General features: G+C 65.6%; 24 protein-coding genes and 1 tRNA gene. 13 read left to right on the top strand and 12 right to left on the bottom strand.

What is annotated here, in order from left to right; all coding sequences use genetic code 11:
• Positions 1-4 precede the first annotated feature (4 nt).
• The 4 genes from FHS79_RS13110 to FHS79_RS13095 all read right to left on the bottom strand — a co-directional run bounded on the left by FHS79_RS13110 (position 5) and on the right by FHS79_RS13095 (position 3587).
• Positions 5-916, bottom strand: a complete 912-nt coding sequence (locus tag FHS79_RS13110) for a haloalkane dehalogenase (protein WP_184200820.1) — start codon at positions 914-916, stop codon at positions 5-7.
• Between the two features lie 52 nt (positions 917-968).
• Positions 969-1481 (bottom strand): TetR/AcrR family transcriptional regulator, encoded by a 513-nt coding sequence (locus FHS79_RS13105; protein WP_184200817.1) that lies wholly within the window; start codon positions 1479-1481, stop codon positions 969-971.
• 64 nt (positions 1482-1545) lie between these two features.
• Positions 1546-3228, bottom strand: coding sequence for a sulfatase-like hydrolase/transferase (locus FHS79_RS13100; protein ID WP_184200814.1), 1683 nt, complete (start codon positions 3226-3228; stop codon positions 1546-1548).
• Entirely contained in the window at positions 3225-3587 is a 363-nt protein-coding gene (locus tag FHS79_RS13095) for a DUF4345 family protein (RefSeq protein WP_243452875.1), read from the bottom strand. Before FHS79_RS13095 ends, FHS79_RS13100 begins: the two co-directional genes overlap by 4 nt.
• A 108-nt stretch (positions 3588-3695) precedes the next feature.
• Here FHS79_RS13095 and FHS79_RS13090 point away from each other — a divergent pair, with 108 nt between their 5' ends.
• The 8 genes from FHS79_RS13090 to FHS79_RS13055 all read left to right on the top strand — a co-directional run bounded on the left by FHS79_RS13090 (position 3696) and on the right by FHS79_RS13055 (position 12544).
• A complete protein-coding gene (locus FHS79_RS13090) occupies positions 3696-4766 on the top strand; it encodes an MBL fold metallo-hydrolase (protein ID WP_184200811.1) in 1071 nt (356 codons plus the stop codon).
• Positions 4763-5701: an NAD(P)H-dependent flavin oxidoreductase gene (locus FHS79_RS13085; RefSeq protein ID WP_184200808.1), complete on the top strand. Its 939-nt coding sequence runs from the start codon at positions 4763-4765 to the stop codon at positions 5699-5701. The genes FHS79_RS13090 and FHS79_RS13085 overlap by 4 nt, the downstream gene beginning before the upstream one ends.
• Positions 5701-7434: an arylsulfatase gene (locus tag FHS79_RS13080; protein ID WP_184200805.1), complete on the top strand. Its 1734-nt coding sequence runs from the start codon at positions 5701-5703 to the stop codon at positions 7432-7434. Before FHS79_RS13085 ends, FHS79_RS13080 begins: the two co-directional genes overlap by 1 nt.
• A 106-nt stretch (positions 7435-7540) precedes the next feature.
• On the top strand, positions 7541-8212 hold the full coding sequence (locus FHS79_RS13075; RefSeq protein WP_184200803.1) for a spermidine synthase: 672 nt from the start codon (positions 7541-7543) through the stop codon (positions 8210-8212).
• A gap of 105 nt (positions 8213-8317) precedes the next feature.
• Positions 8318-8632, top strand: a complete 315-nt coding sequence (locus tag FHS79_RS13070) for a hypothetical protein (protein ID WP_184200800.1) — start codon at positions 8318-8320, stop codon at positions 8630-8632.
• 233 nt (positions 8633-8865) lie between these two features.
• Positions 8866-9366 (top strand): 2Fe-2S iron-sulfur cluster-binding protein, encoded by a 501-nt coding sequence (locus tag FHS79_RS13065; RefSeq protein ID WP_184200797.1) that lies wholly within the window; start codon positions 8866-8868, stop codon positions 9364-9366.
• Positions 9363-10343: an FAD binding domain-containing protein gene (locus FHS79_RS13060; protein ID WP_184200795.1), complete on the top strand. Its 981-nt coding sequence runs from the start codon at positions 9363-9365 to the stop codon at positions 10341-10343. Before FHS79_RS13065 ends, FHS79_RS13060 begins: the two co-directional genes overlap by 4 nt.
• Entirely contained in the window at positions 10340-12544 is a 2205-nt protein-coding gene (locus tag FHS79_RS13055) for a xanthine dehydrogenase family protein molybdopterin-binding subunit (RefSeq protein WP_184200792.1), read from the top strand. The genes FHS79_RS13060 and FHS79_RS13055 overlap by 4 nt, the downstream gene beginning before the upstream one ends.
• Before the next feature lie 125 nt (positions 12545-12669).
• Here FHS79_RS13055 and FHS79_RS13050 read toward each other — a convergent pair.
• The 3 genes from FHS79_RS13050 to FHS79_RS13040 form a co-directional block, all read right to left on the bottom strand.
• Positions 12670-12746 (bottom strand) — tRNA-Arg (locus FHS79_RS13050).
• Between the two features lie 6 nt (positions 12747-12752).
• Positions 12753-13034 carry an ETC complex I subunit gene (locus FHS79_RS13045; protein ID WP_184200789.1) on the bottom strand — a complete coding sequence of 94 codons (282 nt, stop codon included), beginning with the start codon at positions 13032-13034 and terminating at the stop codon, positions 12753-12755.
• Positions 13035-13041: 7 nt separating this feature from the next.
• The gene (locus FHS79_RS13040) at positions 13042-13998 is read right to left on the bottom strand and encodes a polyprenyl synthetase family protein (protein WP_184200902.1); all 957 of its coding nucleotides are present in this window, start codon (positions 13996-13998) and stop codon (positions 13042-13044) included.
• A gap of 158 nt (positions 13999-14156) precedes the next feature.
• On the opposite strand from FHS79_RS13040, the gene FHS79_RS13035 reads away from it, so the two are divergent.
• Positions 14157-14441, top strand: coding sequence for a chorismate mutase (locus FHS79_RS13035; RefSeq protein ID WP_184200786.1), 285 nt, complete (start codon positions 14157-14159; stop codon positions 14439-14441).
• Here the strand turns inward: FHS79_RS13035 and FHS79_RS13030 are convergent.
• The 3 genes from FHS79_RS13030 to FHS79_RS13020 form a co-directional block, all read right to left on the bottom strand.
• Positions 14438-15766: a sensor histidine kinase gene (locus FHS79_RS13030; RefSeq protein WP_184200899.1), complete on the bottom strand. Its 1329-nt coding sequence runs from the start codon at positions 15764-15766 to the stop codon at positions 14438-14440. The two genes, FHS79_RS13035 and FHS79_RS13030, sit on opposite strands and share 4 nt — an antisense overlap.
• Positions 15767-15845: 79 nt before the next feature.
• Positions 15846-16505, bottom strand: a complete 660-nt coding sequence (locus FHS79_RS13025; protein ID WP_184200783.1) for a response regulator transcription factor — start codon at positions 16503-16505, stop codon at positions 15846-15848.
• Positions 16506-16514: 9 nt separating this feature from the next.
• On the bottom strand, positions 16515-16817 hold the full coding sequence (locus FHS79_RS13020; protein WP_184200780.1) for a PepSY domain-containing protein: 303 nt from the start codon (positions 16815-16817) through the stop codon (positions 16515-16517).
• Positions 16818-16947: 130 nt separating this feature from the next.
• On the opposite strand from FHS79_RS13020, the gene FHS79_RS13015 reads away from it, so the two are divergent.
• Entirely contained in the window at positions 16948-18765 is a 1818-nt protein-coding gene (locus FHS79_RS13015; protein ID WP_184200777.1) for an ATP-binding cassette domain-containing protein, read from the top strand.
• A 34-nt stretch (positions 18766-18799) separates the two neighbouring features.
• Here the strand turns inward: FHS79_RS13015 and FHS79_RS13010 are convergent, their stop codons facing one another.
• The gene (locus FHS79_RS13010; protein ID WP_184200774.1) at positions 18800-19888 is read right to left on the bottom strand and encodes a CNNM domain-containing protein; all 1089 of its coding nucleotides are present in this window, start codon (positions 19886-19888) and stop codon (positions 18800-18802) included.
• A gap of 333 nt (positions 19889-20221) precedes the next feature.
• Between FHS79_RS13010 and FHS79_RS13005 the strand changes: the two genes are divergently transcribed.
• From FHS79_RS13005 to FHS79_RS12995, 3 genes are read left to right on the top strand one after another with little or no spacing between them, the layout of a single operon-like run.
• A complete protein-coding gene (locus FHS79_RS13005) occupies positions 20222-21007 on the top strand; it encodes a hypothetical protein (protein WP_243452874.1) in 786 nt (261 codons plus the stop codon).
• Complete coding sequence (locus FHS79_RS13000) at positions 21004-21447, top strand: hypothetical protein (RefSeq protein WP_184200770.1); 444 nt, start codon at positions 21004-21006, stop codon at positions 21445-21447. The genes FHS79_RS13005 and FHS79_RS13000 overlap by 4 nt, the downstream gene beginning before the upstream one ends.
• A gap of 30 nt (positions 21448-21477) precedes the next feature.
• On the top strand, positions 21478-21753 hold the full coding sequence (locus tag FHS79_RS12995) for a hypothetical protein (protein WP_184200767.1): 276 nt from the start codon (positions 21478-21480) through the stop codon (positions 21751-21753).
• A 34-nt stretch (positions 21754-21787) separates the two neighbouring features.
• Here FHS79_RS12995 and FHS79_RS12990 read toward each other — a convergent pair whose 3' ends face one another.
• Positions 21788-23107, bottom strand: coding sequence for a polyhydroxyalkanoate depolymerase (locus tag FHS79_RS12990; protein ID WP_184200763.1), 1320 nt, complete (start codon positions 23105-23107; stop codon positions 21788-21790).
• Between the last annotated feature and the right edge of the window lie 107 nt (positions 23108-23214).

Here is a 23214-nt window from a genome sequence, read left to right as displayed (position 1 = left end):
GGCGTCAGCCTTTCGTGGCAGCGATGAAGTCGATGATCAGCGCCGTCAGTTCTTGCGCCGCATCCTCCTGCAGGAAATGCCCGCCGCCCTTGATGATCGTGTGCGGCTGGCCCTTCGCCCCGGGAAAGCGGTCGATGATCGCCTTCTCGCCGCCGGCAGTCACGGCATCCTTGTCCGAAAAGCAGGTCAGCACCGGCTTGTCGAACTTGCCGAGCACCTCCCACGCCGCCTTGTTCTCGGCCACGCTGCCATGCTCGGGTGTGATCGGCACCAGCTTGGGAAATTGCCGCGCCCCTTCCTTGAAGCTCTCGTCGGGATAGGGCGCATCATACGCCGCCATCTCCGCCGCGGTCAGGTCGCGCGTCGTGCCGCCATTGACGATGAACCCGGTCGGAAACTCCGGCACCTCCTGCGAGAATTTCAGCCAGGCATTGAAGCCTTCGGAAAACCCCGTGCCGACCGGCATCCCGGTGTTGGCGATCACCAGCCGCGCAAACCGGTCGGGAAACGCTGCCACCAGCCGCAGTCCGATCAGCCCACCCCAATCCTGGCAAAACAGCGTGATGCCGGTCAGGTCCTGCCCGACAAGCCATTCGCTCATCCACGCCACATGCCGCTCATAGGTGTAATCCTCGCGGTCGGCCGGCTTGTCGGATTTGCCGAAGCCGATCAGGTCGGGCGCCACCACCCGGTGTCCCGCCGCCACCAGCGGTCCCACGAACTTCCGGTACAGATAGCTCCAGCTCGGCTCGCCGTGCATCAGCAGAACAGGGGCTGCATCGCGCGGGCCCTCGTCGAGGAAGTGCACCCGCAGCGCCGTGCCCGTCGCGGCATCGGTCAGCTCGGCATAGTGCGGCGGAAATTCATAGCCATCGAGCCCGTCGAACCGCGCATCCGGTGTCCGCAAAACCTGCATCGATCATCTCCCGATATTATGGCATTAAGCGTGCCATAATCCCCTGGCCCCGTCAATCGGCGGCCAGCCGCGCAATCTGCGCCTCCACCACGGCTCGCGCTGCCGCCGCCTCCAGGCCCTGCTCGCCGCGCAGCCGCTCCCAGGCATCGAAGCTCAACCACAGGTCGAGCGCCTCGAAGCGCAGCGGGTCCCCGGCAATCGCCGCCGGCAGCAGCCCCCGCAGCCGCGCGCGCATCACCGCCAGCGTGCTGGCATAGTGCGCCTGCAAGGTCGCCGAGGCATGGCGGTGCGCGTCGCCGGCTCGCTTGAACGGCATCAGCATTTCATAGGTCGTCAGCCGCCGCTCGGTCATCTCGGCCAGCTGCTCCCGCCATTCGCGGCTCGCAAAAGGCGCTGCCATCGCCTCGAAGCGCCGCGCCACCGCCAGCGTCATCTCGGCGTAAAGGCTCTCCATGTCCTTGAAAAGCCGGAAGACCGTGCGCAGCCCCACCCCGGCCCGCGCCGCCACATCCTCGGCACTCGGCGCCACATGCCCCTCGCCCACCAGCGCCAGCATCGCCTGCACGATGGCATCGCGGCTGCGATGGCTGCGCTGCCGCCTCCCATCTGTAAGGGGCCCGTCAGCGTGCTCAATTGGACCAGTAAACATAATCCTCTCCTTTCACCGGCAACGTCCCCAGCGGCCGGTCGATCGCAATCGGTGCCCGCACCAGCGAGGCCCAGCCCGGCTTCTTCTGCCGCGCATCATGCGCTGCCAGCAAGCCCTGCAGCTCCGCCAGCTTGTCCGGGCGCGCTGCCGCCAGGTTGCGCCGCTCAGTCGGGTCGGCGGCCAGGTCGAACAGCAGCGGCTCGGCCGGATCGAGCAGCGTCTGCAGCTTCCAGTCGCCATGCCGCACCACCCGGTAATCCCCCGATCGCCAGAACAGCGTCTCGTGCGGCCGGCCCGTCGCCGTGCCCAGCACATGCGGCAGCAAATCCACGCCATCCACCGGCCGGTCATCGGGCAAGGCCGCCCCCGCCACGGCACTGGCGGTCGCGTAGATGTCGAAGTGGCTCACCGGCGCCGCCACCCGCGTCGCCGGCGCAATCCGCCCCGGCCAGCGCATCATGAAAGGCACCTTGGTCCCTCCCTCGTAGAAGGTCGCCTTCCAGCCGCGATACGGCTTGTTCAGGTCGGGCAGCCCCACATAATGCGCGCCGCCATTGTCCGAGGTGAACACCACCAGCGTATTCTCGTCGAGCCCCTGCCGCTTCAATTCGTCGAGCACGCGCCCCACGCCGCGATCGAGTGCACGCACCATCGCCGCATACACTCGCAGCCGATGATCCTTGATCTCCGACAGCGCATCATAATCCGCCTTCAGCGCCTGCAACGGCGTGTGCGGCGCATTATACGCCAGATACATGAAGAACGGCCGGTTGCGATTGGCGCGGATGCCCGCCAGCGCCTGCTCGGTCAGATAATCGGTCATGTAGCGGTCGGGCGCGAAGCGCGGCCCGCCATTATACTGCACCGAGAACGGCAGATTGGCCCAGAGGAACTTGTCGATCGGGTCGAAGTCCTGTCTGGAATTGACCACATTGGGGTCATTCTCGGGCAGGAACAGTTGCCCGCCGATGATGAAGCCGAGGCTTTCATCAAACCCCTGGTCCTCGGGCCGCATCCCCCTGGCTTCCCCCAGATGCCATTTGCCGAGGTGGATCGTATGGTAGCCGCGCCCCTGCAACTGCTCGGCAATGGTGATCTCGCTGGACGGCATCCCCTTGTCCCCCGGCGGTGCCGCCTTCGCGGCCTCCGCCTCGTTGAACACCGGCTTCTGGTCCCAGTCGCCATCGGCATGGGCAATGTTGCGCGCAAACATCGCATCGGGCCGGAACAAGCCGGTCGGAAACCAGTCGGGCAGCCGCGTGTCGGTCGGGGTGAACTCATAGCCGAAGCGCGTCGCATAGCGCCCGCTCAGCAAGGCCGCGCGTGATGGCGCACAGGTCGCGTTGCCGGCATAGCCATTGTCGAACTGCACCCCTTCCAGCCCCACCCGGTCGATGTTCGGCGTCGCCGTCCCCGCCACCCCCTCGCCGGTCAGGCTGATGTCGTTCCAGCCAAGGTCATCCGCCACGATCAGGATGATGTTCGCCGGCCGCGCAGCCGCAGGAGCGGCTTCCGGCCCCGCCGCCCACACCACCGGCCGGTTGGGCGCAATCGGCCCCGCCAGCAGCCCCGGCGCGTGCAGCTTGAGCCAGTCCGCCGAGGCCCAGAGCCCCACTCCGGCGACGAGCACCGCGGCGCCAAGCCCCTTCACCCACCCCTTCATTTGGCAAAGGCCCGCCGCGCCAGCAGCAACAGCCCCATCATCACCGCCTCCACCACCATCGGCTGCACCGCGGTCGGCGCCATCCCGTCCACACCCAGGCTCACGCACCGCCCGAGAAACGCAATGGCCAGCATCAGCAGCGGCACGTTCAGCGGCGCCGCCTCGGCGCGCCATGCCCCCAGCAGCGCAAACACCGCCGCCCCGATGAAGAAGCCCGGAAAATCCGCCCGGATCGTCGCCAGCCCCTGTACCCCGAACGGCTCGATGAAGAACGCCGCCGCCGGCGCCGCCGGCGCGAACATGAACGCCAACCCGATCGCCAGGTTGAACGCCCCCAGCAACCCGATGATGATCCGCATGGCCTGTCACATTCCACTCTCCCCTATTTTTAACAGGTCTGACACCATTTCGCGTGATGCGCAAGATTTGGCATTGATAATGCCATTACCTGGCCTATGGTTTCGCCGATGGGGAAAAGAGCCGCAATCGCCGTCGCCGCCGCATTCTTGCTGGCCGCCGGCACCGCATGGGCGCTGCAAGTGCCTCTCACCACCCTGCTGCTCGCCCGCATCGCGGCCGACCGTATCGGCCGTGATATCACCGCCACCCTGCCCGATGGTCTTCACGTCATCCTCTGCGGCACCGGATCGCCGCTCCCCGATCCGTCGCGCGCCGGCCCCTGCACCCTCGTCATCGCCGGCCGCCAGCAGATCCTCGTCGATGCCGGCGAAGGCAGTGCCCGCAGCCTCGCCACCCTCGGCGTCCCCGCCGGCGGAATCGACGCGCTGTTCCTCACCCATTTCCATTCGGACCATTTCGATGGCCTCGGCCCGCTCCTGCTGCAGCGCTGGGTCGGCCGTGCCGCTACCAGCCCGCTGCCGGTCCATGGCCCCGCCGGGGTCGAACGCATCGTCCAGGGCTTCAACTTCGCCTACACGGCCGACAATGGCTACCGGACCGCCCATCACGGCCCCAAAATCGCCCCTCCAGCGGGCGCCGGCGCCCTTGCGCGACCCTTCGCTGTCCCTTCAGCACCCCGAAATGTCCTTGAAAAAGATGGTCTGACCATCACCGCCTTCGCCGTCGACCACAGCCCCGTCCACCCCGCTATCGGCTATCGCTTCACCTACAAGGGCCGCAGCCTCGTTATCAGCGGCGACACCGCAAAGTCCGCCCGGGTCGCCACGGCCGCGCGCGGTGCAGACCTGCTCATCCACGAAGCCTTGCAGCCAAAGCTTGTCGCCATCCTCACCAACGCCCTCGCCGATCGCGGCCGGCCCAACACCGCGCAGATCATGCGCGATATCCTCGATTATCACAGCTCGCCCGAAGACGCCGCCGAGGTTGCCGCTGCCGCCGGCGTCCGCGCCCTCGTCCTCACCCATATCGTCCCGCCGATCCCGGCTCGCATTTTTCACAAGGCTTTTCTGGGGGATGCGGCAAGCCGCTTCAACGGCCCCATCACCGTCGGCACCGATGGACTCATGCTCAGCCTCCCGGCAGGATCGACGGCCATCGACGTGAGGGACCTTTCATGAGCAACCGCATTCTCGCCCACACCGGCGCCCGCTATCCCATCGTCCAGGCCCCCATGGGCTGGATCGCGCGCAGCCAGCTCGCCTCCGCCGTCTGCAACGCCGGCGGCCTCGGCATCATCGAAACCAGCTCGGGCGAGACCGCCAACTGCCAGGCCGAAATCCTCAGGATGAAGGATCTCACCTCCGCTCCCTTCGGCGTCAACCTGCCGATATTATTCCTGAAAGACGAAGCGATGCTGCGCTTCATCTGCGAAAGCGGCGTCAAGTTCGTCACCACCTCCGCCGGCAGCCCCGCCAAATTCCTGGCCCCCCTCAAGGCCGCCGGGATCATCGTCTATCACGCCGTTCCCACTGTCGATGCCGCACGCAAATCGGTCGAGGCCGGCGTCGACGGCCTTGTCGTCGAAGGTGCCGAAGGCGGCGGCTTCAAGAACCCCGAGGAAGTCTCCACCCTCGTCCTGCTCCAAGCCATCCGCCGCATCACCGATGTGCCGCTCATCGCCGCCGGCGGCATCGCCGATGGCAAGGGCATGGCTGCCGCCTTCGCGCTGGGGGCCGAAGCCGTGCAGATGGGTACCCGCTTCGTCTCGGCCGCCGAAAGCCCGGTCCACGCCAATTACAAGCAGGCGATCCTCGATGCGCGCGAGACCGGAACCTTCGTCCTCAACAAACGCGCAAGCCCCTGTATTCGGGCACTGAAAACCGCACGCACCACCGCCATCCACGAAGCCGGGCTGATGCCGCCCGATACCTTCGCACGCATCCTCGATCTCTATTTCGGCGGGGACATGGAAGCCGCGGTCGGCCTCGCCGGCCAGTCCGCCGGTCTCATCGACGAGGTGAAGCCTGTCGCGCAGATCATCGAGGAGACCATCGCCGAGTTCCACGCCATCACCGGCCGCCTCGGCGCACTTTCCGCCACCAAATCCTTCTGATGCGCGCGCTGCTGGCCGCCCTGCTCATCGCGACGCCAGCCGCGGCAGCCCCACCCAACATCGTCATCCTGCTCGCCGATGATTGGGGCTTCAGCGATGTCGGCGCCTATGGCAGCGAGATCGCCACCCCCAACATCGATGCGCTGGCAGCGCGCGGCGTGCGCTTCTCCAACTTCCACGTGGCCGGCTCATGCTCGCCCACCCGCGCCATGCTGCAGACCGGCGTACGCCACCACCGCGCCGGCCTCGGCAACATGCCCGAAACGATCCCGCCCCAGCACCGCGGCAAGCCGGGCTATGAAACGGTGCTGAACAGCCGCGTCACCACCATCGCCAGCCATCTCAAAGCAGCGGGTTACCGCACCTATTTCACTGGCAAATGGCATCTCGGCAAAACACCCGAAACCCTTCCCCGCGCGCACGGCTACGACCGCGCCTTCGCCCTCAGCCAATCGGGTGCCGACAATTTCGAGAACAAGCCCAACTTGCTGCTTTACGATGCAGCCGACTGGACCGAGGACGGCAAGCCCGCAAAACTCGGCGGCTATTCCTCCACCTTCCTTGTCGACAAGACCATCGCCTACATCGATTCCGGCAGCGGCAGCAGCCGTCCCTTCCTCGCCTCGGTCAACTTCCTCGCCAACCATATCCCGGTGCAGGCCCCCGCCGCCGACATTGCCCGCTACCAGCGCCGCTACACCGCCGGCTGGGGCGTGCTCCGCGAAGAACGCCGCCAGCGCACGATCGCGCAAGGCCTCGTCCCCCCCGGCATCGCCATGGTCACGATGGACACCACCGACGACTGGGCGTCCCTGACCCCCGCCCAACAGGCGCAACGCGCCGGTGCCATGGCAGCCTATGCCGGCATGGCCACCGCCATGGACCGCGAGATCGGCCGCCTCGTCACCCACCTGAAGACGAGCGGCCAGTACGAGAACACCATCTTCGTCTTCCTCTCCGACAACGGCCCCGAAGCCACCGACCCCCTCAACCTCGGGCCTCGCTTCAACCGCTGGATCGCCGACTATTACTACGACCTGGCAGCCGACCAGCAGGGCCGCCCCGGCAGCCTCACCGCCATCGGCACCAGCTTCGCCAGCGCCGCCGCAGCGCCCTTGCGCGGCTACAAGTTCAGCGCGTCGGAAGGCGGGCTCCGCGTGCCGCTCATCATCGCCTGGCCCGGCAATCCTGCCATCGCCGCCGGCCACATCGCGCACGGCTTCTCGATGGTCACCGACATCACCCCAACCCTGCTCGATCTCGCCGGTGTCGCACCCCAGCCGGTGCAGGAGGCCATCAATGGCCGCAGCCTGGCACCGCTGCTCACCGGCGCCAGCGACGCCGTGCATCCGGACGACCTGCCGATCGGCTATGAGCTTTCGGGAAATGCCGTGCTCTTCAAGGGCGCCTGGAAGCTGGTCCGCAACCTCCCCCCCTATGGCGATGGCGCCTGGCACCTCTACGACATCGTTGCCGACCCGGGCGAAACCACCGATCGCGCCGCTGACGAGCCGCAGCGCTTCACCGCCATGCAAGCCGATTACGCCCGCTACGCCGCCACCGACCGGGTGCTGCCGATGCCACCGGGCTACAGCGCCCCCGATCAGATCCAGGCCAACGCGCGTGCCGATCTCCTCATGCCCCGCCTCCGCGCTGCACTGCCCGCCATCGCCGCCGTGCTGGGCAGCCTGCTGGTCCTCGCAACCGTCGCATACCGCCGCTGGCGCCGCTGATCACCAGTTCGGTCGGCAGAAGGCCTTTGGCTTGTAGCCCGGCGCCGCTTCTGACATGCGGATTAGCAGGAGGACGGATCATGCGACATCCGGCGGGCGCCAGCCGATGACGCCGCGTGAACTCATCGACGTGGCCGATGTGCCGGGCGGCCCACCGTTGCGGCTGTTCCGGCGCGGCGGCGATTTCATGATCGTGCTCGAGCGCAACGAGCTGATGAGCACACGGATGCACGGCTCCGAGGTCGCGCTCGGCACCATGGCATGCGATCGGCTCGCGGGCCGACCGGCGGCGCATCTGCTCATCGGCGGCTATGGCATGGGCTTCACGCTGCGCGCCGTGCTCGGTCGGCTGGGGGCGGACGCGCGCGTGACCGTCGTCGAGCTGGTGCCGGGCATCATCGCCTGGGCGCGCGGGCCGATGGCGGCGGTCACCGACGGGTGTCTGGACGATCCGCGCGTGACGGTCGAAATGGGCGATGTCGCTGCCACGATCGGGCGGGCGACAGCGACGTTCGATGCGATCCTGCTCGACGTCGACAACGGGCCGGACGGTCTCACGCGCCCCGCCAACAACGGGCTCTATGGCAATCAGGGGCTGGCCGATGCGCGCAAGGCACTGCGCCCCGGCGGCGTGCTCGCTGTCTGGTCGGCGTCGTCCGACCCCGCGTTCGCGCGGCAGCTGCAACGCGCAGGCTTTGCGGTCGAGACGGTACGCGTCCGGGCGCGCGAGAATGGCAAGGGCGCCATGCACGTCATCTGGTTCGCCACGAAGCGCTGAGCCAGCGCCGGGTGGCAAGAAGCCGCCACTGCGGGAACCAGTCAGCCCGCCAGGCTTTGGCTTCAAGTGAAACACGCCGCCCCGCGCGGTCGGAAGGACCTTGACATGGACCATGAACCCGCAAAAGCCGACCGCAAGGCCGTTGAGGACGCCGCCGCGGCAGCGGCCGATCAGCGCGAGGTTGGCGCCAAAATGGGTCACAGCCTGACGCACGGGCAGAACGAAGCTCCGAGCCCGAGCATGGTGCCGCAATATGCAGGACCGTCGGCTGGTGAGGAGCCTGAAATGCCGGACGGCCCGGCGGAAGCGAACCCGGCGCGTGGCCGCACCGGCGACGCCCTCCCCGAAGCTGCGCCGGACTCCGGGCTGGAGCCCTATGAGCGCGAGCGATACGAAAGCAAGGATGGCTCCGCGACCTGAGACAATGGTGCTGCTCAGCGGCCGGATCAGGCGCGCAGGGCGCGAACCACCGGCATTGCGGCAAAGGCTTTGTAGCGATGACCGATCGAATTTCGATCACCCGGCAATGAACCTCGGGCGAAATTTCCCATAGCCGGCCAAATGGAACCCACACCCGCGTTGCGGCATGTTTGGCGGTGCAGGTGGATCGAATTGCCGGCGGCCCCGTTGTTCCCGAAGCAAGGGAGAGCCCGATGCCTCTGACGATAAACGGCCATGATCATGATTTCGCGGGAGACCCCCGCACCACTCTGCTCGATTTCCTGCGCCGCGATTGCAATCTCACGGGAACGAAGAAAGGCTGCGATCACGGCCAGTGCGGCGCCTGCACCGTGCTGGTGAATGGCCAGCGCATCAACGCATGTCTCACGCTCGCGATCATGCATGATGGCGAAAGCATTACCACAATCGAAGGGCTCGGCACCCCCGACAATCTCGATCCGATCCAGGCAGCATTCGTCAGGCACGACGGTTACCAGTGCGGCTATTGCACCCCGGGGCAGATCTGTTCGGCCAAGGCCATGCTCGCCGAAGCGGCCAGCAACTGGCCGAGCTTCGTGAGCGAGGACCTGTCCGGTGCGGTCCGGCTGACACGCGAGGAAATCCGCGAGCGGATGAGCGGTAACCTCTGCCGCTGCGGCGCCTATTCGAACATCGTGGATGCCATCGTCGACGTGATGGAGCGCGAGCAATGAGACCATTCGCATACAGCCGCGCCACCGATCTCGACCACGCCGCCCGGCTGGCCGGCGATGGCGCGCGCCCGATCGCAGGCGGGACAAATCTGCTCGACCTGATGAAGCTTGAAGTGGAAACGCCCGACGCTCTCGTCGATATCAACCGCCTGCCGCTCGGCGGCATCGAAACCCATGGCGATGGCCTGCGGATCGGAGCACTCGTCTCCAACAGCGCCTGCGCTGCCGACGAGCGGATCCGGCGCGATTACCCGGTCCTGGCGCGGGCGATCCTTGCCGGCGCCACCTTCCAGTTGCGCAACATGGCAACCACCGCCGGCAACCTGTGCCAGCGTACCCGCTGCTACTATTTCTACAATACTGACATGCCCTGCAACAAGCGCGCCCCCGGCAGCGGCTGCTCGGCCATCGGCGGCTTCAACCGCATCCACGCGATCCTCGGCGCCAGCGATGCCTGCATCGCGACCTATCCGGGTGACATGGCCGTTGCCCTTTGCGCGCTCGATGCCACCGTCGAGATCGCGGGTCGAGACGGACAGGCACGCAGCGTGCCCGTTCGCGCATTCCATCGGCTTCCGGGTGACGCCCCCGAACGCGACAACATCCTCGAACCGGGCGAAGTCATCACCGCGGTCATGCTGCCGGCGCCGCCGGGCGGAAAGCACATCTACCGCAAGGTGCGGGACCGATCGTCCTATGCCTTCGCGCTCGTCTCCATCGCGGCGGTGGTGCGGATGGACCGCGGTGCCATCGCATCGGCATCGCTGGCGTTCGGCGCGCTGGCACACAAGCCATGGCACGACACCCGCATAGATGACCTGCTCACCGGCCAGGCCCCGTCCGACGCGCTGTTCGATGCCGCGGCCGATCGCCTGTTGGAGGGTGCCACCGGCCAGGGTGCCAATGATTTCAAGATCCCGATGGCGCGGCGAATCCTGAAGGCCGTGCTGCGCGAAGCCACCGGAGACGCCACATGACCCGCACCCTCAGCATGGATCAGCCGGACGATCGCAACCGCCTCGATGCCATGGTGCAAGGCGTGATCGGCAAGCCGCTCGACCGGCTTGACGGACCGGCAAAGGTCACGGGGAGCGCGCTCTACGCGGCCGAGTACGCCATAGACAACTGTGCCGAAGGCGTGCTGGTGACCGCCACCATCGCCAAGGGGGAGGTCACCGCGATCGACGAAGCGTCGGTTTTGAACATGCCGGGCGTGATCGCGGTCATCTCGAACGACCGGATGACGGCGCGGGCGGCGCAAGGCGGTGCCGGCGAGTCGCCCGTTCGCAAGGTGCGGCAAGTCGCCTACCGGGGCCAGCCGATCGCATTGGTCGTCGCAGAAACATTCGAGCAGGCGCGGGAAGCGGCGAAGCGATTGCAGATCACATACCGGGAAGACGATGATGCCGTGATCGACCAGCATGCCCGCGCGCTGCCCACCGAGACCTCCGGCGAGCCGACGATCCAGGGCAATCTCGACCGGGCGATAAGCGAAGCCGCGCATGCAGTCGACGTGACCTACACGACCGAATGCCACAACAGCGCTCCGATGGAGCCGCACGCCAGCATCGCGCAATGGGACGGCACCACGCTGACGGTCCACGCCAGCCTGCAGATGCTCAAGTACAATGTGAAGGAGCTTGCCGATTCCATGGGGCTGGCGCCCGAGAATGTGCGCCTGCTCTCGCCCTATGTCGGCGGCGGCTTCGGCTCCAAGCTCGGCATCAGCGCCGATGTGGCCGCTGCCTCGGTCGCCGCCATCGAGCTGGGGCGGCCGGTTCGCGTCGTGCTCTCGCGCCAGCAAGTCTTCCAGTCCGTGATGCGGCGATCGGAAACCACGCAACGACTGCGCCTGGCGGCCGACTCCGAAGGCCGCCTCACCGGCTTCGGGCACGAAGGGCGCGTTTCGAACCTGCCGGGCGAGAGTTTCGCCGAGCCTGTCACCCAAGCGAGCGAATACCTCTATCCGGGCGAGAACCGCACCCTCCGGATCGACGTGGCGCGGTTGAACCTGTTGACCGCAGGATCGGTCCGGGCGCCCGGTGAAGCGGTCGGCATGCAGGCGCTCGAAGGTGCGATGGACGAACTTGCCGTCATCATCGGTATCGATCCGGTCGAATTGCGGCTGCGCAACATTCCCGATCGCCACCCCGCCAAGGACATCCCCTACAGCTCGCGCCCGCTCGCCGAGTGCCTGAAGACCGGCGCCGAGCGGTTCGGATGGGACGTCGGGCCGCGTCGGCCATGCCACACCCGCGAAGGCGAGTGGTGGATCGGCACAGGCATGGCGACAGCCACACGGGTCCACAATTTGAACGAAGCCGAAGCGCGCGTGACGCTCTACCCGGATGGCACTGCTGCCGTCGCAAGCGACATGACTGACATCGGCACCGGCACCTACACCATCCTCGGCCAGATCGCCGCCGAGATGCTCGGGCTGGACATCAAGGACGTCCTTGTGCGGCTCGGGGATTCATCCTTTCCGCCAGGGTCAGGCTCCGGCGGCAGCTGGGGTGCGCCGTCGACAGGCTCGGCCGTGTTCCTCGCCTGCGAGGGCATTCGCGAGCGCCTGGCGAAGCGGCTCGACTGCACCGACGAAGAGCTCACCCTGAAGGATGGCTTCGCCACCGTGCGCGGCCAAAGCATCGCCCTTCCCGATCTGCTCAAGGGCGACGAGATCGAGGAGGTCGGGCATTTCAAGGACGGCGCGATATCGGACTCGTTCTCGTCGGCGATGTACGGCGCCTTCTTCACCGAAGTCGCGGTCAACGCCTATAGCGGAGAGGTGCGCGTCCGGCGCTTCACCGGCGCGTTCGTTTGCGGCCGCGTTCTCAACGAGAAGACCGCCATCTCGCAGTGCATGGGCGGGATGGTATGGGGCATTGGCAGTGCGCTCACCGAAGAAAATATCTTCGACAAGCGCCACGGCCATATCGTCAATCCCGACCTGGCCGAATACCACATCCCCGTCAGCCTCGACGTGCCGCACCTCGACGTGGTGCTGGTGGACGAGCGCGATCCGGCCGCCAGTCCGCTGCAAGCCAAGGGGGTCGGCGAACTCGGCATTTGCGGCGCAGCCGGGGCGATCGGCAACGCTATCCATGATGCTTGCGGGGTTCGCCTTCGCAGCTTCCCGTTCACGCCCGACAAAATCATCGCCGAGCTGGAAGCACCATGACGTTCCGCCTGCACGATCTGCGACGCGGCACCCGTTGATCCCACGGGCAAGCGTTCGGCGGCAGCGCGCCCGTCAAGGCTACCCTGCCCTTGCCCGTGGCGATCGACAGTCTCCGGCATGGTAGTTGGCGCACCCGGCAGGACTTGAACCTGCGACCCCGAGCTTAGAAGGCACGTGCTCTATCCGGCTGAGCTACGGGTGCTGAACCCTATCTGAAATTGTCGGAATATGCCTGCAATTTCAAATGTCTGGGCCCTAGCGGCAAGATTTCTACCGTCAGGCCCTGCGCAACCGCATAGGCAAGGGCCGCCTCGCGGGACGGAAACCGAAGCTGGATCTGCGTCTCGGTGTCCCCCGATCCCGCCCAGCCCGTCAGCGGATCGGGGCGCTGCGGCTCGTCGCGCTCCCATTCCAGCAGCCATTCCCCCGTGCGCGCCCGGCCACTTTGCATGGCGCTCTTGGGGCGCTGGTAGAGGCGGGCGTCAGGCATGATCGGCTCAATACGCCCGCGCGATGGCAAATTCCACTGTTTCCGTCAGCGCCCGCCGCGCCGGCCCATTGGGGAAACCCGAAAGCGCATCCATGGCCCGCGCGCCATAATGGCGGGCGCGCGCCATCGTGTCGGAAATGGCATTGCTCGTGCCCAGCAGCCGCTGCGCCTCGATCAGATCTTCCGGCCCCACACGCTTGCCGCGCATCGCGTCGCGCCAGAACTGGCGTTCATCCTCCGAGCCGCGCGCATAGGCGAGGATGATCGGCAACGTCACCTTGCCATCGCGGAAATCATCGCCCACATCCTTGCCCATGGTGTCGGCGTCGGACACGAAATCGATCGCATCATCGACCAGCTGGAAGGCGATCCCGAGATTGCGGCCATAGGATTCGAGCGCATTTTCCACATCCGGCCCGCGCTCGGCGACCACGCCGGAAATCTGGCACGCTGCCGAGAACAACGCCGCCGTCTTGGCGGTGATGATCTCCAGATACCGATCCTCGCTGGTTTCCACCTCGCGCTGTGCGGTCAACTGCGCCACCTCGCCCTCGGCAATGATCGCCGACGCCGAACTCAGGATCTTCAGCACCCGCAGCGAGCCATCCTCCACCATCAGCTCGAACGCGCGGCTGAACAGGAAATCCCCCACCAGCACGCTCGCCGGGTTGCCCCAGAGCCGGTTGGCAGTCGCCTTGCCGCGCCGCAGCCCCGAGGCATCGACAACATCGTCGTGCAGCAGCGTCGCGGTATGGATGAACTCCACGGCCGCCGCGAGCTTGTGGTGGCGCGTGCCGCCATAATCGAGCAAGGCCGCACAACCAAGCGTCAGCATCGGCCGCAGCCGCTTGCCGCCACCGGCAATCAAATGCCCGGCAAGCTCGGGAATCAGCGCCACCGGCGATTGCATCCGGTCGATGATGACATGGTTGACCGCGGTCAGACCCGGGCCTGCCAGCACCATCAGGCCGGAAAGCGAGGGCGTGCCCCGCGGGCGAAGCGAAAGAACCTTGGCAGTCACGCGATCTTCCTTACCCCAAGGCGAGGCGCGTGCAAGTCTGCCGCTTGCGTCCGCGCGCATCCGCCGCAAAAGTGATGGCCAGCAACCAATCGGAGCACTGCGTGGCCGACGAAACCCTCAAAAGATACCGGGAAAGCATCGACAACATCGATGCTGCCCTCATTTTCATGCTCGCCGAGCGGTTCAAGATCACCCAGGCCGTCGGCCGCTACAAGGCCGAGACCGGTATGCCCCCGGCCGATCCGGGTCGCGAGGCCGAGCAGGTCGCAAGGTTGCGCGCCCTCGCCGAATCAGCGCGTCTCGACCCTGAATTCTCGGAGAAATTCCTGCGATTCGTCATCGACGAGGTGATCCGCCACCACCAAGCGAGCGCGGCAACAAGCTAGGCCAATCCGGCTGCCACCGCCGCAGGCAGCCTCAGCCGGACCAGCAGGCCACCAAGGTCCTCGCTTTCGTCGAGCATCACCTGCCCGCCATAGATCTCGGCCACATCGCGCACGATCGCCAGCCCGAGCCCGGTGCCCGGCTTGTCGGTATCCAGCCGCTCGCCACGCGCAAAAATGCGCTCGCGGTCCGCAGGCGCGATGCCGCGCCCGTCATCCTCGATCAGAATGTCCAGAAAGCCGTCACCGGCCTCCACCGTCACGAAAACCCGGCCACCACCGTGCAAGGCGGCATTGTCGATGAGGTTGCCGAGCATCTCCTCCAGGTCCTGCCGCTCACCCCGGAACACGGCCCCCTTGTCGCCGGCCATGTCGATCGTCACGCCGCGTATCGCATTGATCCGCCCCACCGTCCGCACGATTGCCTGCAAGCTCGGCCACACCGGCGTGCGCGCACTCGATTCGCCACGCCGCCCCATCGCTCGTGCCCGCGCCAGCTGGTGGTCGACATGCCGGCGCATGATGTTCACCTGCGCTTCGACCGTGTCCGCCAGCGGGTCCTGACGGCCATGCGCCGCGCCCACCAGCACGCTCATCGGCGTCTTCAACGCATGCGCCAAATTGCCGGCATGGCGCTGCGCTGCCTCCGCCTGTCGCTCGCCATGCTCCAGCAGTTCATTGATTTCGCTCACCAAAGGCGCAATCTCGACCGGAAAATTCTCCTGCACGCGGCTCGCCGTGCCGCTGCGGATCGCGACGATCGCCTGGCTCACCCGCCGCAGCGGCGAAAGCCCATAGGTCGATTGCAGCGCCGAAAGCGCCAGCAGCCCCAGGGCAAGCAACGCCAGAAACCAGAACAGGAACGCCCGCAGCTGGCCGATCTGCAGGTCGAGGTCGCGCGTCGATTGCGCCACCTGGAAGTAGAACACCGTCGAAGATCCCGGCAGCTTCAGATGCCGCCCCACCACGCGAAGCGACTCACCCGGAAAGCGCCGGCTCGCATAGCGGCACGGCTCGCGGCAATCATCGGCAGGTGCAGCCTCCAGGATCCGGTCCCACAACGACCTTGACCGGAACGGCTCGCGCACCGGCGCCGAAACCTGCCAGTAAAGCCCCGAATACGGTTCGAAGAACCTCTGGTCCCCCAGCGGTCGCAAAAACCGCACATCGCCCTGCTCATCGATGTCGGCTGCCGAGACCATGGCCGTCAGCGCAAAGTCCAGCTGCCCATCAAAATTCTGGGTGATGGCGTTCACCAGCACCCTGTCGAGCACAAAGCCGCCCAAGCCCAGAAGCGGAAGGATCCACGCCGCCGCCAGCGCAATCATCCGCAGTCGCAGTGATCCGGAAAGCCAGAAGCGTGCCGGCCTCAGCGGCGGCTCGGCTGTCACCCCCTCGGCGGCAGGCTCAGCTGTCGTTGAGGCTGTAGCCAAGGCCACGCGTCGTGCTGATCAGGTCTGCGCCCAGCTTCTTGCGAATCCTGGTGATGAACACTTCGATCGTGTTCGAATCGCGGTCGAAATCCTGGTCATAGATATGTTCGATCAGCTCGGTGCGGCTCACAACCTTGCCCTTGTGGTGCATCAGATAGGAGAGCAGCTTGAACTCCTGCGCCGTCATCTTCACGGGTTCGCCTTCCAGCGTCACCCGACCCGATCGCGCATCGAGCCGCACCGGGCCCGCGCTCAGCTCGGAGCTTGCCTGGCCAGCTGCCCGGCGGATCAGCGCCCGCAGCCGGGCGACCAGCTCTTCGGTCTGGAACGGCTTTGCCAGATAGTCATCGGCCCCGGCATCGAGCCCTGCCACCTTGTCGCTCCAGCGGTCGCGTGCCGTCAGCACCAGCACCGGCATCGCATGGCCTTCACCACGCCAGCGCTCGAGCACCGTCAGTCCGTCGATCTCCGGAAGCCCCAGGTCGAGCACCACGGCATCATAGCTTTCGGTCGCGCCCAGAAAATGCCCGTCCTCGCCATCGCTAGCCGCATCAACGGCATAGCCGGCACCCTCGAGCGCATCCCGCAGCTGCCGCTGCAAGTTCGGCTCGTCCTCGACAATCAGCACACGCATCGAAAATCCTCAATAACTGCGGGTTTGCCGCTTGCGCTGGCCGGTCCGCGCATCCACTTCGACGTTGACGACCTCGCCATCGACCAGAAACCTCAGCCGGTATGTCAAAGTCGGCTCATCGAATTCCACACCAACATAGGTCCCCCGCACCTGGCTGGCCACGCGCGCCTTCACCATGTCAAACGATACAATCTCGCCAGCCTCAACCAGATCCCGCACACGACGTTCCACACCGCCCGCCGCAGACGGCACGGCCGGAAGCAGCAGGAGCAATGAAAGTGCGAGCACCTTCAAACTGTGCTTTGCGATCATCAGACTATCAACCTCATCTCCTGACCGGGATGCCGCAAAGGCACTGAATAGTCCATGAACATTGCCGCATATCCGCTGCAATCGGTCACGACGCTTGCGAAGCGCCCGTCAAACCGCCACTTGGGCGCGCATGGCTGATCCGATCCTTACCCTAGAAAACGCCGGCTTGCGCACAGGCACCGGCTGGCTGTTCCGCGGCCTCGATCTCACCCTCGATGCCCGCGATGCCCTCGCCCTCATCGGCCGCAACGGTGCAGGCAAGACCACGCTGATGAAACTCATCGCCGGCGAGCTCGATCTCGACGAAGGCCGCCGTGCCGTATCCCCTGCCCTTTCCATCATCCGGCTGGAACAGGAACCGGCAATGACCGGCTTCACCACCCTCGGCGATTTTGCCCGCGCCGGCACGGACGCGCCCGAGGACCACAAGCTCGATGCCATTGCGTCGCGCCTCGGCGTCAACCTCGACATGGAAGCCGCCACCGCATCGGGCGGCGAACGCCGCCGCGCCGGGCTTGTGCGCGCCCTCGCCTCCGAGCCCGGCCTGCTGCTGCTCGACGAGCCGACCAACCATCTCGACATCAACGCCATCGAATGGCTCGAATCCTGGGTCGAGCGCTATCGCGGCGCCTTCGTCACCATCAGCCATGATCGCACCTTCCTCACCCGCCTCACCAGGAACTGCCTCTGGCTCGATCGCGGCGCGCTGCGGCGCGCCGAAGTCGGCTTCGGCGGCTTCGATGCCTGGTCGGACCGGGTGGCCGCCGAGGAAGCGAAAACCGCCTCGCGCCTCGATGCGCGGCTGCGCCAGGAGGAGCATTGGCTGCTCCGCGGCGTCACCGCGCGCCGCAGCCGCAACGAAGGCCGCCTCGCAAAACTCATCGAACTGCGCGCCGTCCGCCAGGCGATGACCACCGGCGATGCCGTCTCCAAGCTCGCCACCACCGCCGACGACACCAAGACCAAGGTGCTGATCGACGCCGCGCATGTGACCAAGACCTTCGGCACACGCACCATCATCAACGACCTCTCCTTGCGCGTCCGCCACAAGGACCGGATCGGCATCATCGGCCCCAATGGTGCGGGCAAATCGACTCTCATCAAGCTCCTCCTCGGCCAGCTCGAACCCGACAGTGGCCAGATCAAGCGCGCCAAGGTGCTCAACCCCACGATCATCGACCAGCGCCGTCAACGTCTCGACGCCGAGGACGGCACTCCCAAGACAGTGCGCGACGTTCTCGCCGATGGCGGCGAATGGATCGAAGTCAATGGCGTTCGCAAGCATGTGGCGGGCTATCTCAAGGACTTCCTGTTCGATCCCGGTGTTCTCGATGCACCCGTCGATGGCTTCTCGGGCGGCGAGCGCTCGCGGTTGCTGCTGGCGCGCGAATTCGCCACCCCCTCCAACCTGCTGGTGCTCGACGAGCCGACCAACGATCTCGACATGGAAACGCTCGACCTGCTCGAAGAAGTGCTCGACGATTACGCCGGCACCGTCCTCCTCGTCAGCCACGACCGCGCCTTTCTCGATCGCGTCGTCACCATGGTCGTCAGCCTCGACGGCGAAGGCAATTCCGAAACCGTCGTCGGCGGCTGGTCGGACTGGGCCGAAGCTCGCAAGGCCAAGGCCGCCGAATTGAAAGCTCTTGGCCGCGAAGCCCGCAAACCCGCCTCCAAAAACCCCAACACCGCCGTCACCGCAAAGCGCAGCCCCGCCAAGCTCAGCTACAACGATGCCCGCGCCCTGGCCGAACTCCCGAAAACGATCGAGACGCTCACGGCAGCCATCGCCCGCCACGAAGTCACCCTCGCCGACCCGGCACTCTACACCCGCGACCCCAAGCGCTTCGCCACCATCAACGCCGAGCTCGAAAAGGTTCGCGCCGATCTGGCCGCCGCCGAAGAACGCTGGCTGGAGCTCGCAGAGAAGGAAGCGGCGCTGGGCTGAACTGTCCCGGGCTGCCGGGGCACCGCGCCCCGAATTATTCCTGTTCGCTGTCTTTCCGTGCAGAACTCGATCGCGATCCCGCACTGCCGACCCGCGCCGTATACTTGCGCCTCGCCAGAACCTGCATGTCCGCAATCCGGTCGCTTTCGTCCATGATCTCTGCGCCGAGCAAGGTTTCGACAATATCCTCCATCGTCACGATACCGACGGTCGAACCATATTCGTCCAGCACATTTGCGATGTGCTCCCGCGATTTCATCAGATCATCAAACAGCGCCAGGATGCTCTTCGATTCCAGCACCGACATGATCGGTCGCAAGATGCTCGACAGCTGGCGCTGTTCTTCCCCGTCAACGATATGTTCCAGAACTTCATCTTTCAGAACATAGCCCAGCAATTCCGCCGTATCCGTGCCGCGAACCGGTATCCGCGAGAAGATCAGCTCGTCCTGCATGTCATACAACTCCCGGAACGTCGCGTGGCCGGGCGCGCTCACCACCACCGTGCGCGGCGTCATCACGTCGCGTGCCCGAACTTTCCTGAAGTTCATCAGGCTGTTGATGAACGCGGACTCGCGCTCGTCGAGCGCGCCTTCCTCGGTTCCGATCTGCGCCATCGCAAGGAAGTCGGACCGTGTGAAGATGTTGTTCTTCTTGCCCTTGTTGAACACGCGCGTCACCAGCTGGCAAAGCCATATCAGCGGGGCAAGCAGCTTCACCAGCACATCGAGACACCGTACCGTGAACGGTGCCAGGGCCCGCCAATTGTTGGCACCCATCGTCTTGGGCAGAATCTCCGACACCAGCAAAATCGCCAATGTCATCAGGATCGGCACGATCGCCCCGGTGATCACCGGGTTGGTATCGCCCCAGATCTTCGTCGCCTGTGCCCCGACGCCGATGGCACCCGCCGTGTGCGCGATGGTATTGAGCGACAATATCGCTGCCAGCGGCTTGTCGATATTGTCCTTGAACTCTGCCATGCGCTTCCCGATCCGGGTGCCTTCGTTCAGCTGCAGCTGCATGTAGGATGGCGAAATGCTCAGCAGCACCGCCTCCCACAACGAACACATGAACGATGCGACGATGGAGAGCACCAGAAAGCCGAGCAATAGCTCTATCACTGAAACAGATACCTTCATGCAAACAGGAGCGATGACCTCACAACGGCGTTATGCCGAATCGGTCGCATCGCTATTATTCGCCACGAAGCCCGCTGCATTTCGAGCATCCGGAATTGCAGATCGAAATGCCTGTTCGCATGTCCTTTTAAACCCGTGCCGATGGCCACATTTCCGGGACGCATTTTCAGTCCAGTTCATCCTGACAGCTTGCCACAAAGCCGCAACCCAGCCTCGGGCGGCCACCCCCGGCGACAGCACCGCCGCCGAAGGTGGACAGCCTTGCCCGCACAACTGGCGCGCGGTATCCTCCGCTCGCGGCGGGGGAGAATGCGCATGGCGACACTGGCCTCACACCAAAGCATCGCTGTCGCCACCGACAACCGCTTCTTCCGCTGGTCGGCCTATGTGATGACCGCGCTCATCATCCTCGGCTTCTCGACCCAGGTGGCACTGGGCCGGTCGAGCTTCGCATCGCCGCCGCTCGTCCATGCCCATGCCATTGTCTTCATGGGCTGGGTCGGCCTTTATCTCGCCCAGTCCGTGCTCGCCACCACCGGCAGCATCGCCCTCCATCGCCGACTCGGCTGGCTCGCTGCCCTGTGGATCCCCGCCATGCTCGTGCTCGGCTGCATGGTCACCGTGGCGATCGTCCAGCGCGGCCAGGTGCCCTTCTTCTTCACGCCGCTGCAGTTCCTCGTCTTCGATCCCCTTACCCTCTTCACCTTCGCTGCCCTCTCCACCGCCGCAATCGTGCTGCGGCGTCACACCGGCTGGCACCGCCGCCTGCACTTCAGCGGCATGGCAATCCTCATGGGCCCGGCGATCGGCCGGCTCATTCCCCTGCCGCTGCTCTCGCCCCTCGCCTTCGAGGCAACCTTGCTCGGTGTCCTTGCCTTTCCCGTCGCCGGCATCATCGCCGACCAGCGCCGCTCCGGCAGCATCCATCCCGCCTGGACCTGGGGCCTCGTCGCCATCCTCGGCTCGACCATCATCATCGAAGCGATCACCTACAGCCCGCTCGGCACCAGCCTCTACACTGCGATCACCGATGGCACGCCCGGCGCCGCGGTGGCCCCACACGGTTTCCCGGCGCCACCGGGCATGCCGATCACGAAGTGAGCGCCCCTGGACCGAAGGCGCGTCCGGACCGAGGCAGCACCATTGTCCGCTCGATCTGGGCAGCCTGCCTGCTCACAGGCGGAGCAAACCACGCCCGCACGCTCCTCCAGCATGGCCTCCTGTGGGATTATGGCGGCGTTGCCTGGCCAAGCGCTGCCTATTGGACAAGCCTCACCATTCTCGATCCACTCGTCGCCGCACTCCTGTTCCTTCGTCCGAAGATCGGGATACCAGCCACGATCCTCCTCATCGTCACAAACGTGATCCACAATCTCGCCAAGACGGCACATGACGCACCACCGGGCGAGTTCCTCACCCGCGCCACCAATTCCTACTTGCTCAGCCAGATCGGTTTCATGCTCTTCGTGCTGGCCACAGCCCGCATCGCCTGGAAAAGCGCGGACGAACGCCGGCCCGGCCAGCGACCAAGGCTTGGCTGATGTCCGCATTTCACGTTGAAGAGCATGCGAATGGATGACGCACCATCCTTCACTGTTGTTTCGATCGACAGGCATTTTCGATGGGGCAGCGTGTGTCGGCTGGAGATCGACGGCAACTATTCTGCCGAGGAAAACAAGCTTGGCTGGGATGAATTCCAGGCCCCGAAACTCATGCGGCGTGCCATATCGCTGAAGGCGAGAGACACCATCACAGCGACGTTGATGATCCCCGAACTCAAGCCCGGCGACAGGTTTTCAGCCATCCAGCTCATCACAGATCTCTATCTCTGGAGCGAATGGCAATGACGGGCACGATAGAACCGCCGGCGATCACCTGGCCTCAGGCCACCTCGACCCCCGGCACCACATCCAGCTCCACATGCTCGGGCACATCGACATGCGCCGGCAGCGCCGTCAACTCGGCCGGATCATGCGCGCGAATGAACCGCTCCACCACCGGCGCAATGCTGTCGCGCCAGCGCCGGCCATTGAAGATGCCGTAATGCCCCGCCCCCTCGGCCAGATGATAGGCCTTCTTCGCCTCGTCGAGCCCGGTCGCCAGCGTCAGCGCTGCCCTCGTCTGCCCGATCCCCGAGATATCGTCGCGCTCGCCTTCGATCGCCAGCAGCGCCGTGCGGTCGATAGCGGCCGGGTCCACCAGCTCGCCACGGTGCCAGAACTGCCCCGTCGCCAGCGCCTGCCGCTGGAACACATAGTCGATCGTCTGCAGGTAGAATTCGGCCGTCATGTCGCACACCGAGCGATACTCGTCGTAGAACGCCTTGGTCCCGTCCGCACTTTCCTGGTCGCCCGCCACCAGATGCTTGAACATCTCCCAGTGCGATTTCATGTGGTTGGCCAGGTTCATCGACAGGAACCCCGAAAGCTGCAGAAAGCCCGGATAGACCTTGCGCCCCGCACCCGGATAGCCTTGCGGCACGGTCGCGATCACATTCTGCTCGAACCAGGCAAACGGCCGCTCGGTCGCCAGATCATCGACCGACGTCGGCGCCTTGCGCGTGTCGATCGGCCCGCCCATCATCGTCAGCGTCAGCGGCACCGCCGGATTGGCATGGCGGCTCATATGCGCCACCGCGGCAAAGCACGGCACCGCCGGCTGGCACACCGCGAGCATGTGCGCCCCCGGCCCCAGATGCTCGAGATAACCGATCACATAATCCACATAATCATTGAGATCGAAGCGCCCGTCCGACACCGGCACCGACCGGGCATCGCGCCAATCGGTGATATAGACCTCATGGTCGGGCAGCATCCGCTCCACCGTGCCGCGCAGCAGCGTCGCATAATGGCCGCTCATCGGCGCCACGATCAGCAGCTTGGGGTCGCGCCGCCCCGCCATCGCCGGATGGCCGGAATCGCGCACGAAATGCTTCAGCTGCCCGAACGGCTTGCGCAGCACGATCTCCTCGGTCACCGGCACCGAAACGCCGCCGACCAGCGTCTCGTTCAGCCCGAAGTCCGGCTTGCCACGCGGCGCAGCCGCATGCGCAAAGACCTCAAGCCCACGCGCGATGATCGGGCTCGATGCGATGTACGACATGGGGTTGGCCGGGCTCAGCAACCATCTGGAACTCGTCTGGGCCATCTGCCCGACGCCGGCCAGCCAGGCACGCTGCATCTCATAGGCGGTATAAAGCATGATGTTCGTCCACCAGCGCCGGTCGCTTCGCCGGCTCGTCAGTTTCTTGCCACAAAGCCGATGCCGCTCAAACCACTTTTCGCAGTGCAGCATGGCCTGATACGCCA

Origin of the sequence: Polymorphobacter multimanifer (assembly GCF_014205635.1) — a bacterium.
Taxonomy (GTDB): Bacteria; Pseudomonadota; Alphaproteobacteria; order Sphingomonadales; family Sphingomonadaceae; genus Sandarakinorhabdus; species Sandarakinorhabdus multimanifer.
This window is presented reverse-complemented; position numbering and strand designations above follow the sequence as displayed.

What these genes read in the sequence shown, in the direction of transcription:
- FHS79_RS12990 (WP_184200763.1), bottom strand. Translation starts at nt 23,107, where the DNA reads ATGCTTTATACCGCCTATGAGATGCAGCGTGCCTGGCTGGCCGGCGTC.
- FHS79_RS13040 (WP_184200902.1), bottom strand. Translation starts at nt 13,998, where the DNA reads ATGGTGCTGGCAGGCCCGGGTCTGACCGCGGTCAACCATGTCATCATC.
- FHS79_RS13015 (WP_184200777.1), top strand. Translation starts at nt 16,948, where the DNA reads ATGGCTGATCCGATCCTTACCCTAGAAAACGCCGGCTTGCGCACAGGC.
- FHS79_RS13075 (WP_184200803.1), top strand. Translation starts at nt 7,541, where the DNA reads ATGACGCCGCGTGAACTCATCGACGTGGCCGATGTGCCGGGCGGCCCA.
- FHS79_RS13045 (WP_184200789.1), bottom strand. Translation starts at nt 13,034, where the DNA reads ATGCCTGACGCCCGCCTCTACCAGCGCCCCAAGAGCGCCATGCAAAGT.
- FHS79_RS13110 (WP_184200820.1), bottom strand. Translation starts at nt 916, where the DNA reads ATGCAGGTTTTGCGGACACCGGATGCGCGGTTCGACGGGCTCGATGGC.
- FHS79_RS13030 (WP_184200899.1), bottom strand. Translation starts at nt 15,766, where the DNA reads ATGATTGCGCTGGCGGCGGCGTGGATCCTTCCGCTTCTGGGCTTGGGC.
- FHS79_RS13065 (WP_184200797.1), top strand. Translation starts at nt 8,866, where the DNA reads ATGCCTCTGACGATAAACGGCCATGATCATGATTTCGCGGGAGACCCC.
- FHS79_RS13070 (WP_184200800.1), top strand. Translation starts at nt 8,318, where the DNA reads ATGGACCATGAACCCGCAAAAGCCGACCGCAAGGCCGTTGAGGACGCC.
- FHS79_RS13025 (WP_184200783.1), bottom strand. Translation starts at nt 16,505, where the DNA reads ATGCGTGTGCTGATTGTCGAGGACGAGCCGAACTTGCAGCGGCAGCTG.
- FHS79_RS13095 (WP_243452875.1), bottom strand. Translation starts at nt 3,587, where the DNA reads ATGCGGATCATCATCGGGTTGCTGGGGGCGTTCAACCTGGCGATCGGG.
- FHS79_RS13085 (WP_184200808.1), top strand. Translation starts at nt 4,763, where the DNA reads ATGAGCAACCGCATTCTCGCCCACACCGGCGCCCGCTATCCCATCGTC.
- FHS79_RS13080 (WP_184200805.1), top strand. Translation starts at nt 5,701, where the DNA reads ATGCGCGCGCTGCTGGCCGCCCTGCTCATCGCGACGCCAGCCGCGGCA.
- FHS79_RS13100 (WP_184200814.1), bottom strand. Translation starts at nt 3,228, where the DNA reads ATGAAGGGGTGGGTGAAGGGGCTTGGCGCCGCGGTGCTCGTCGCCGGA.
- FHS79_RS13005 (WP_243452874.1), top strand. Translation starts at nt 20,222, where the DNA reads ATGGCGACACTGGCCTCACACCAAAGCATCGCTGTCGCCACCGACAAC.
- FHS79_RS13060 (WP_184200795.1), top strand. Translation starts at nt 9,363, where the DNA reads ATGAGACCATTCGCATACAGCCGCGCCACCGATCTCGACCACGCCGCC.
- FHS79_RS12995 (WP_184200767.1), top strand. Translation starts at nt 21,478, where the DNA reads ATGGATGACGCACCATCCTTCACTGTTGTTTCGATCGACAGGCATTTT.
- FHS79_RS13020 (WP_184200780.1), bottom strand. Translation starts at nt 16,817, where the DNA reads ATGATCGCAAAGCACAGTTTGAAGGTGCTCGCACTTTCATTGCTCCTG.
- FHS79_RS13090 (WP_184200811.1), top strand. Translation starts at nt 3,696, where the DNA reads ATGGGGAAAAGAGCCGCAATCGCCGTCGCCGCCGCATTCTTGCTGGCC.
- FHS79_RS13055 (WP_184200792.1), top strand. Translation starts at nt 10,340, where the DNA reads ATGACCCGCACCCTCAGCATGGATCAGCCGGACGATCGCAACCGCCTC.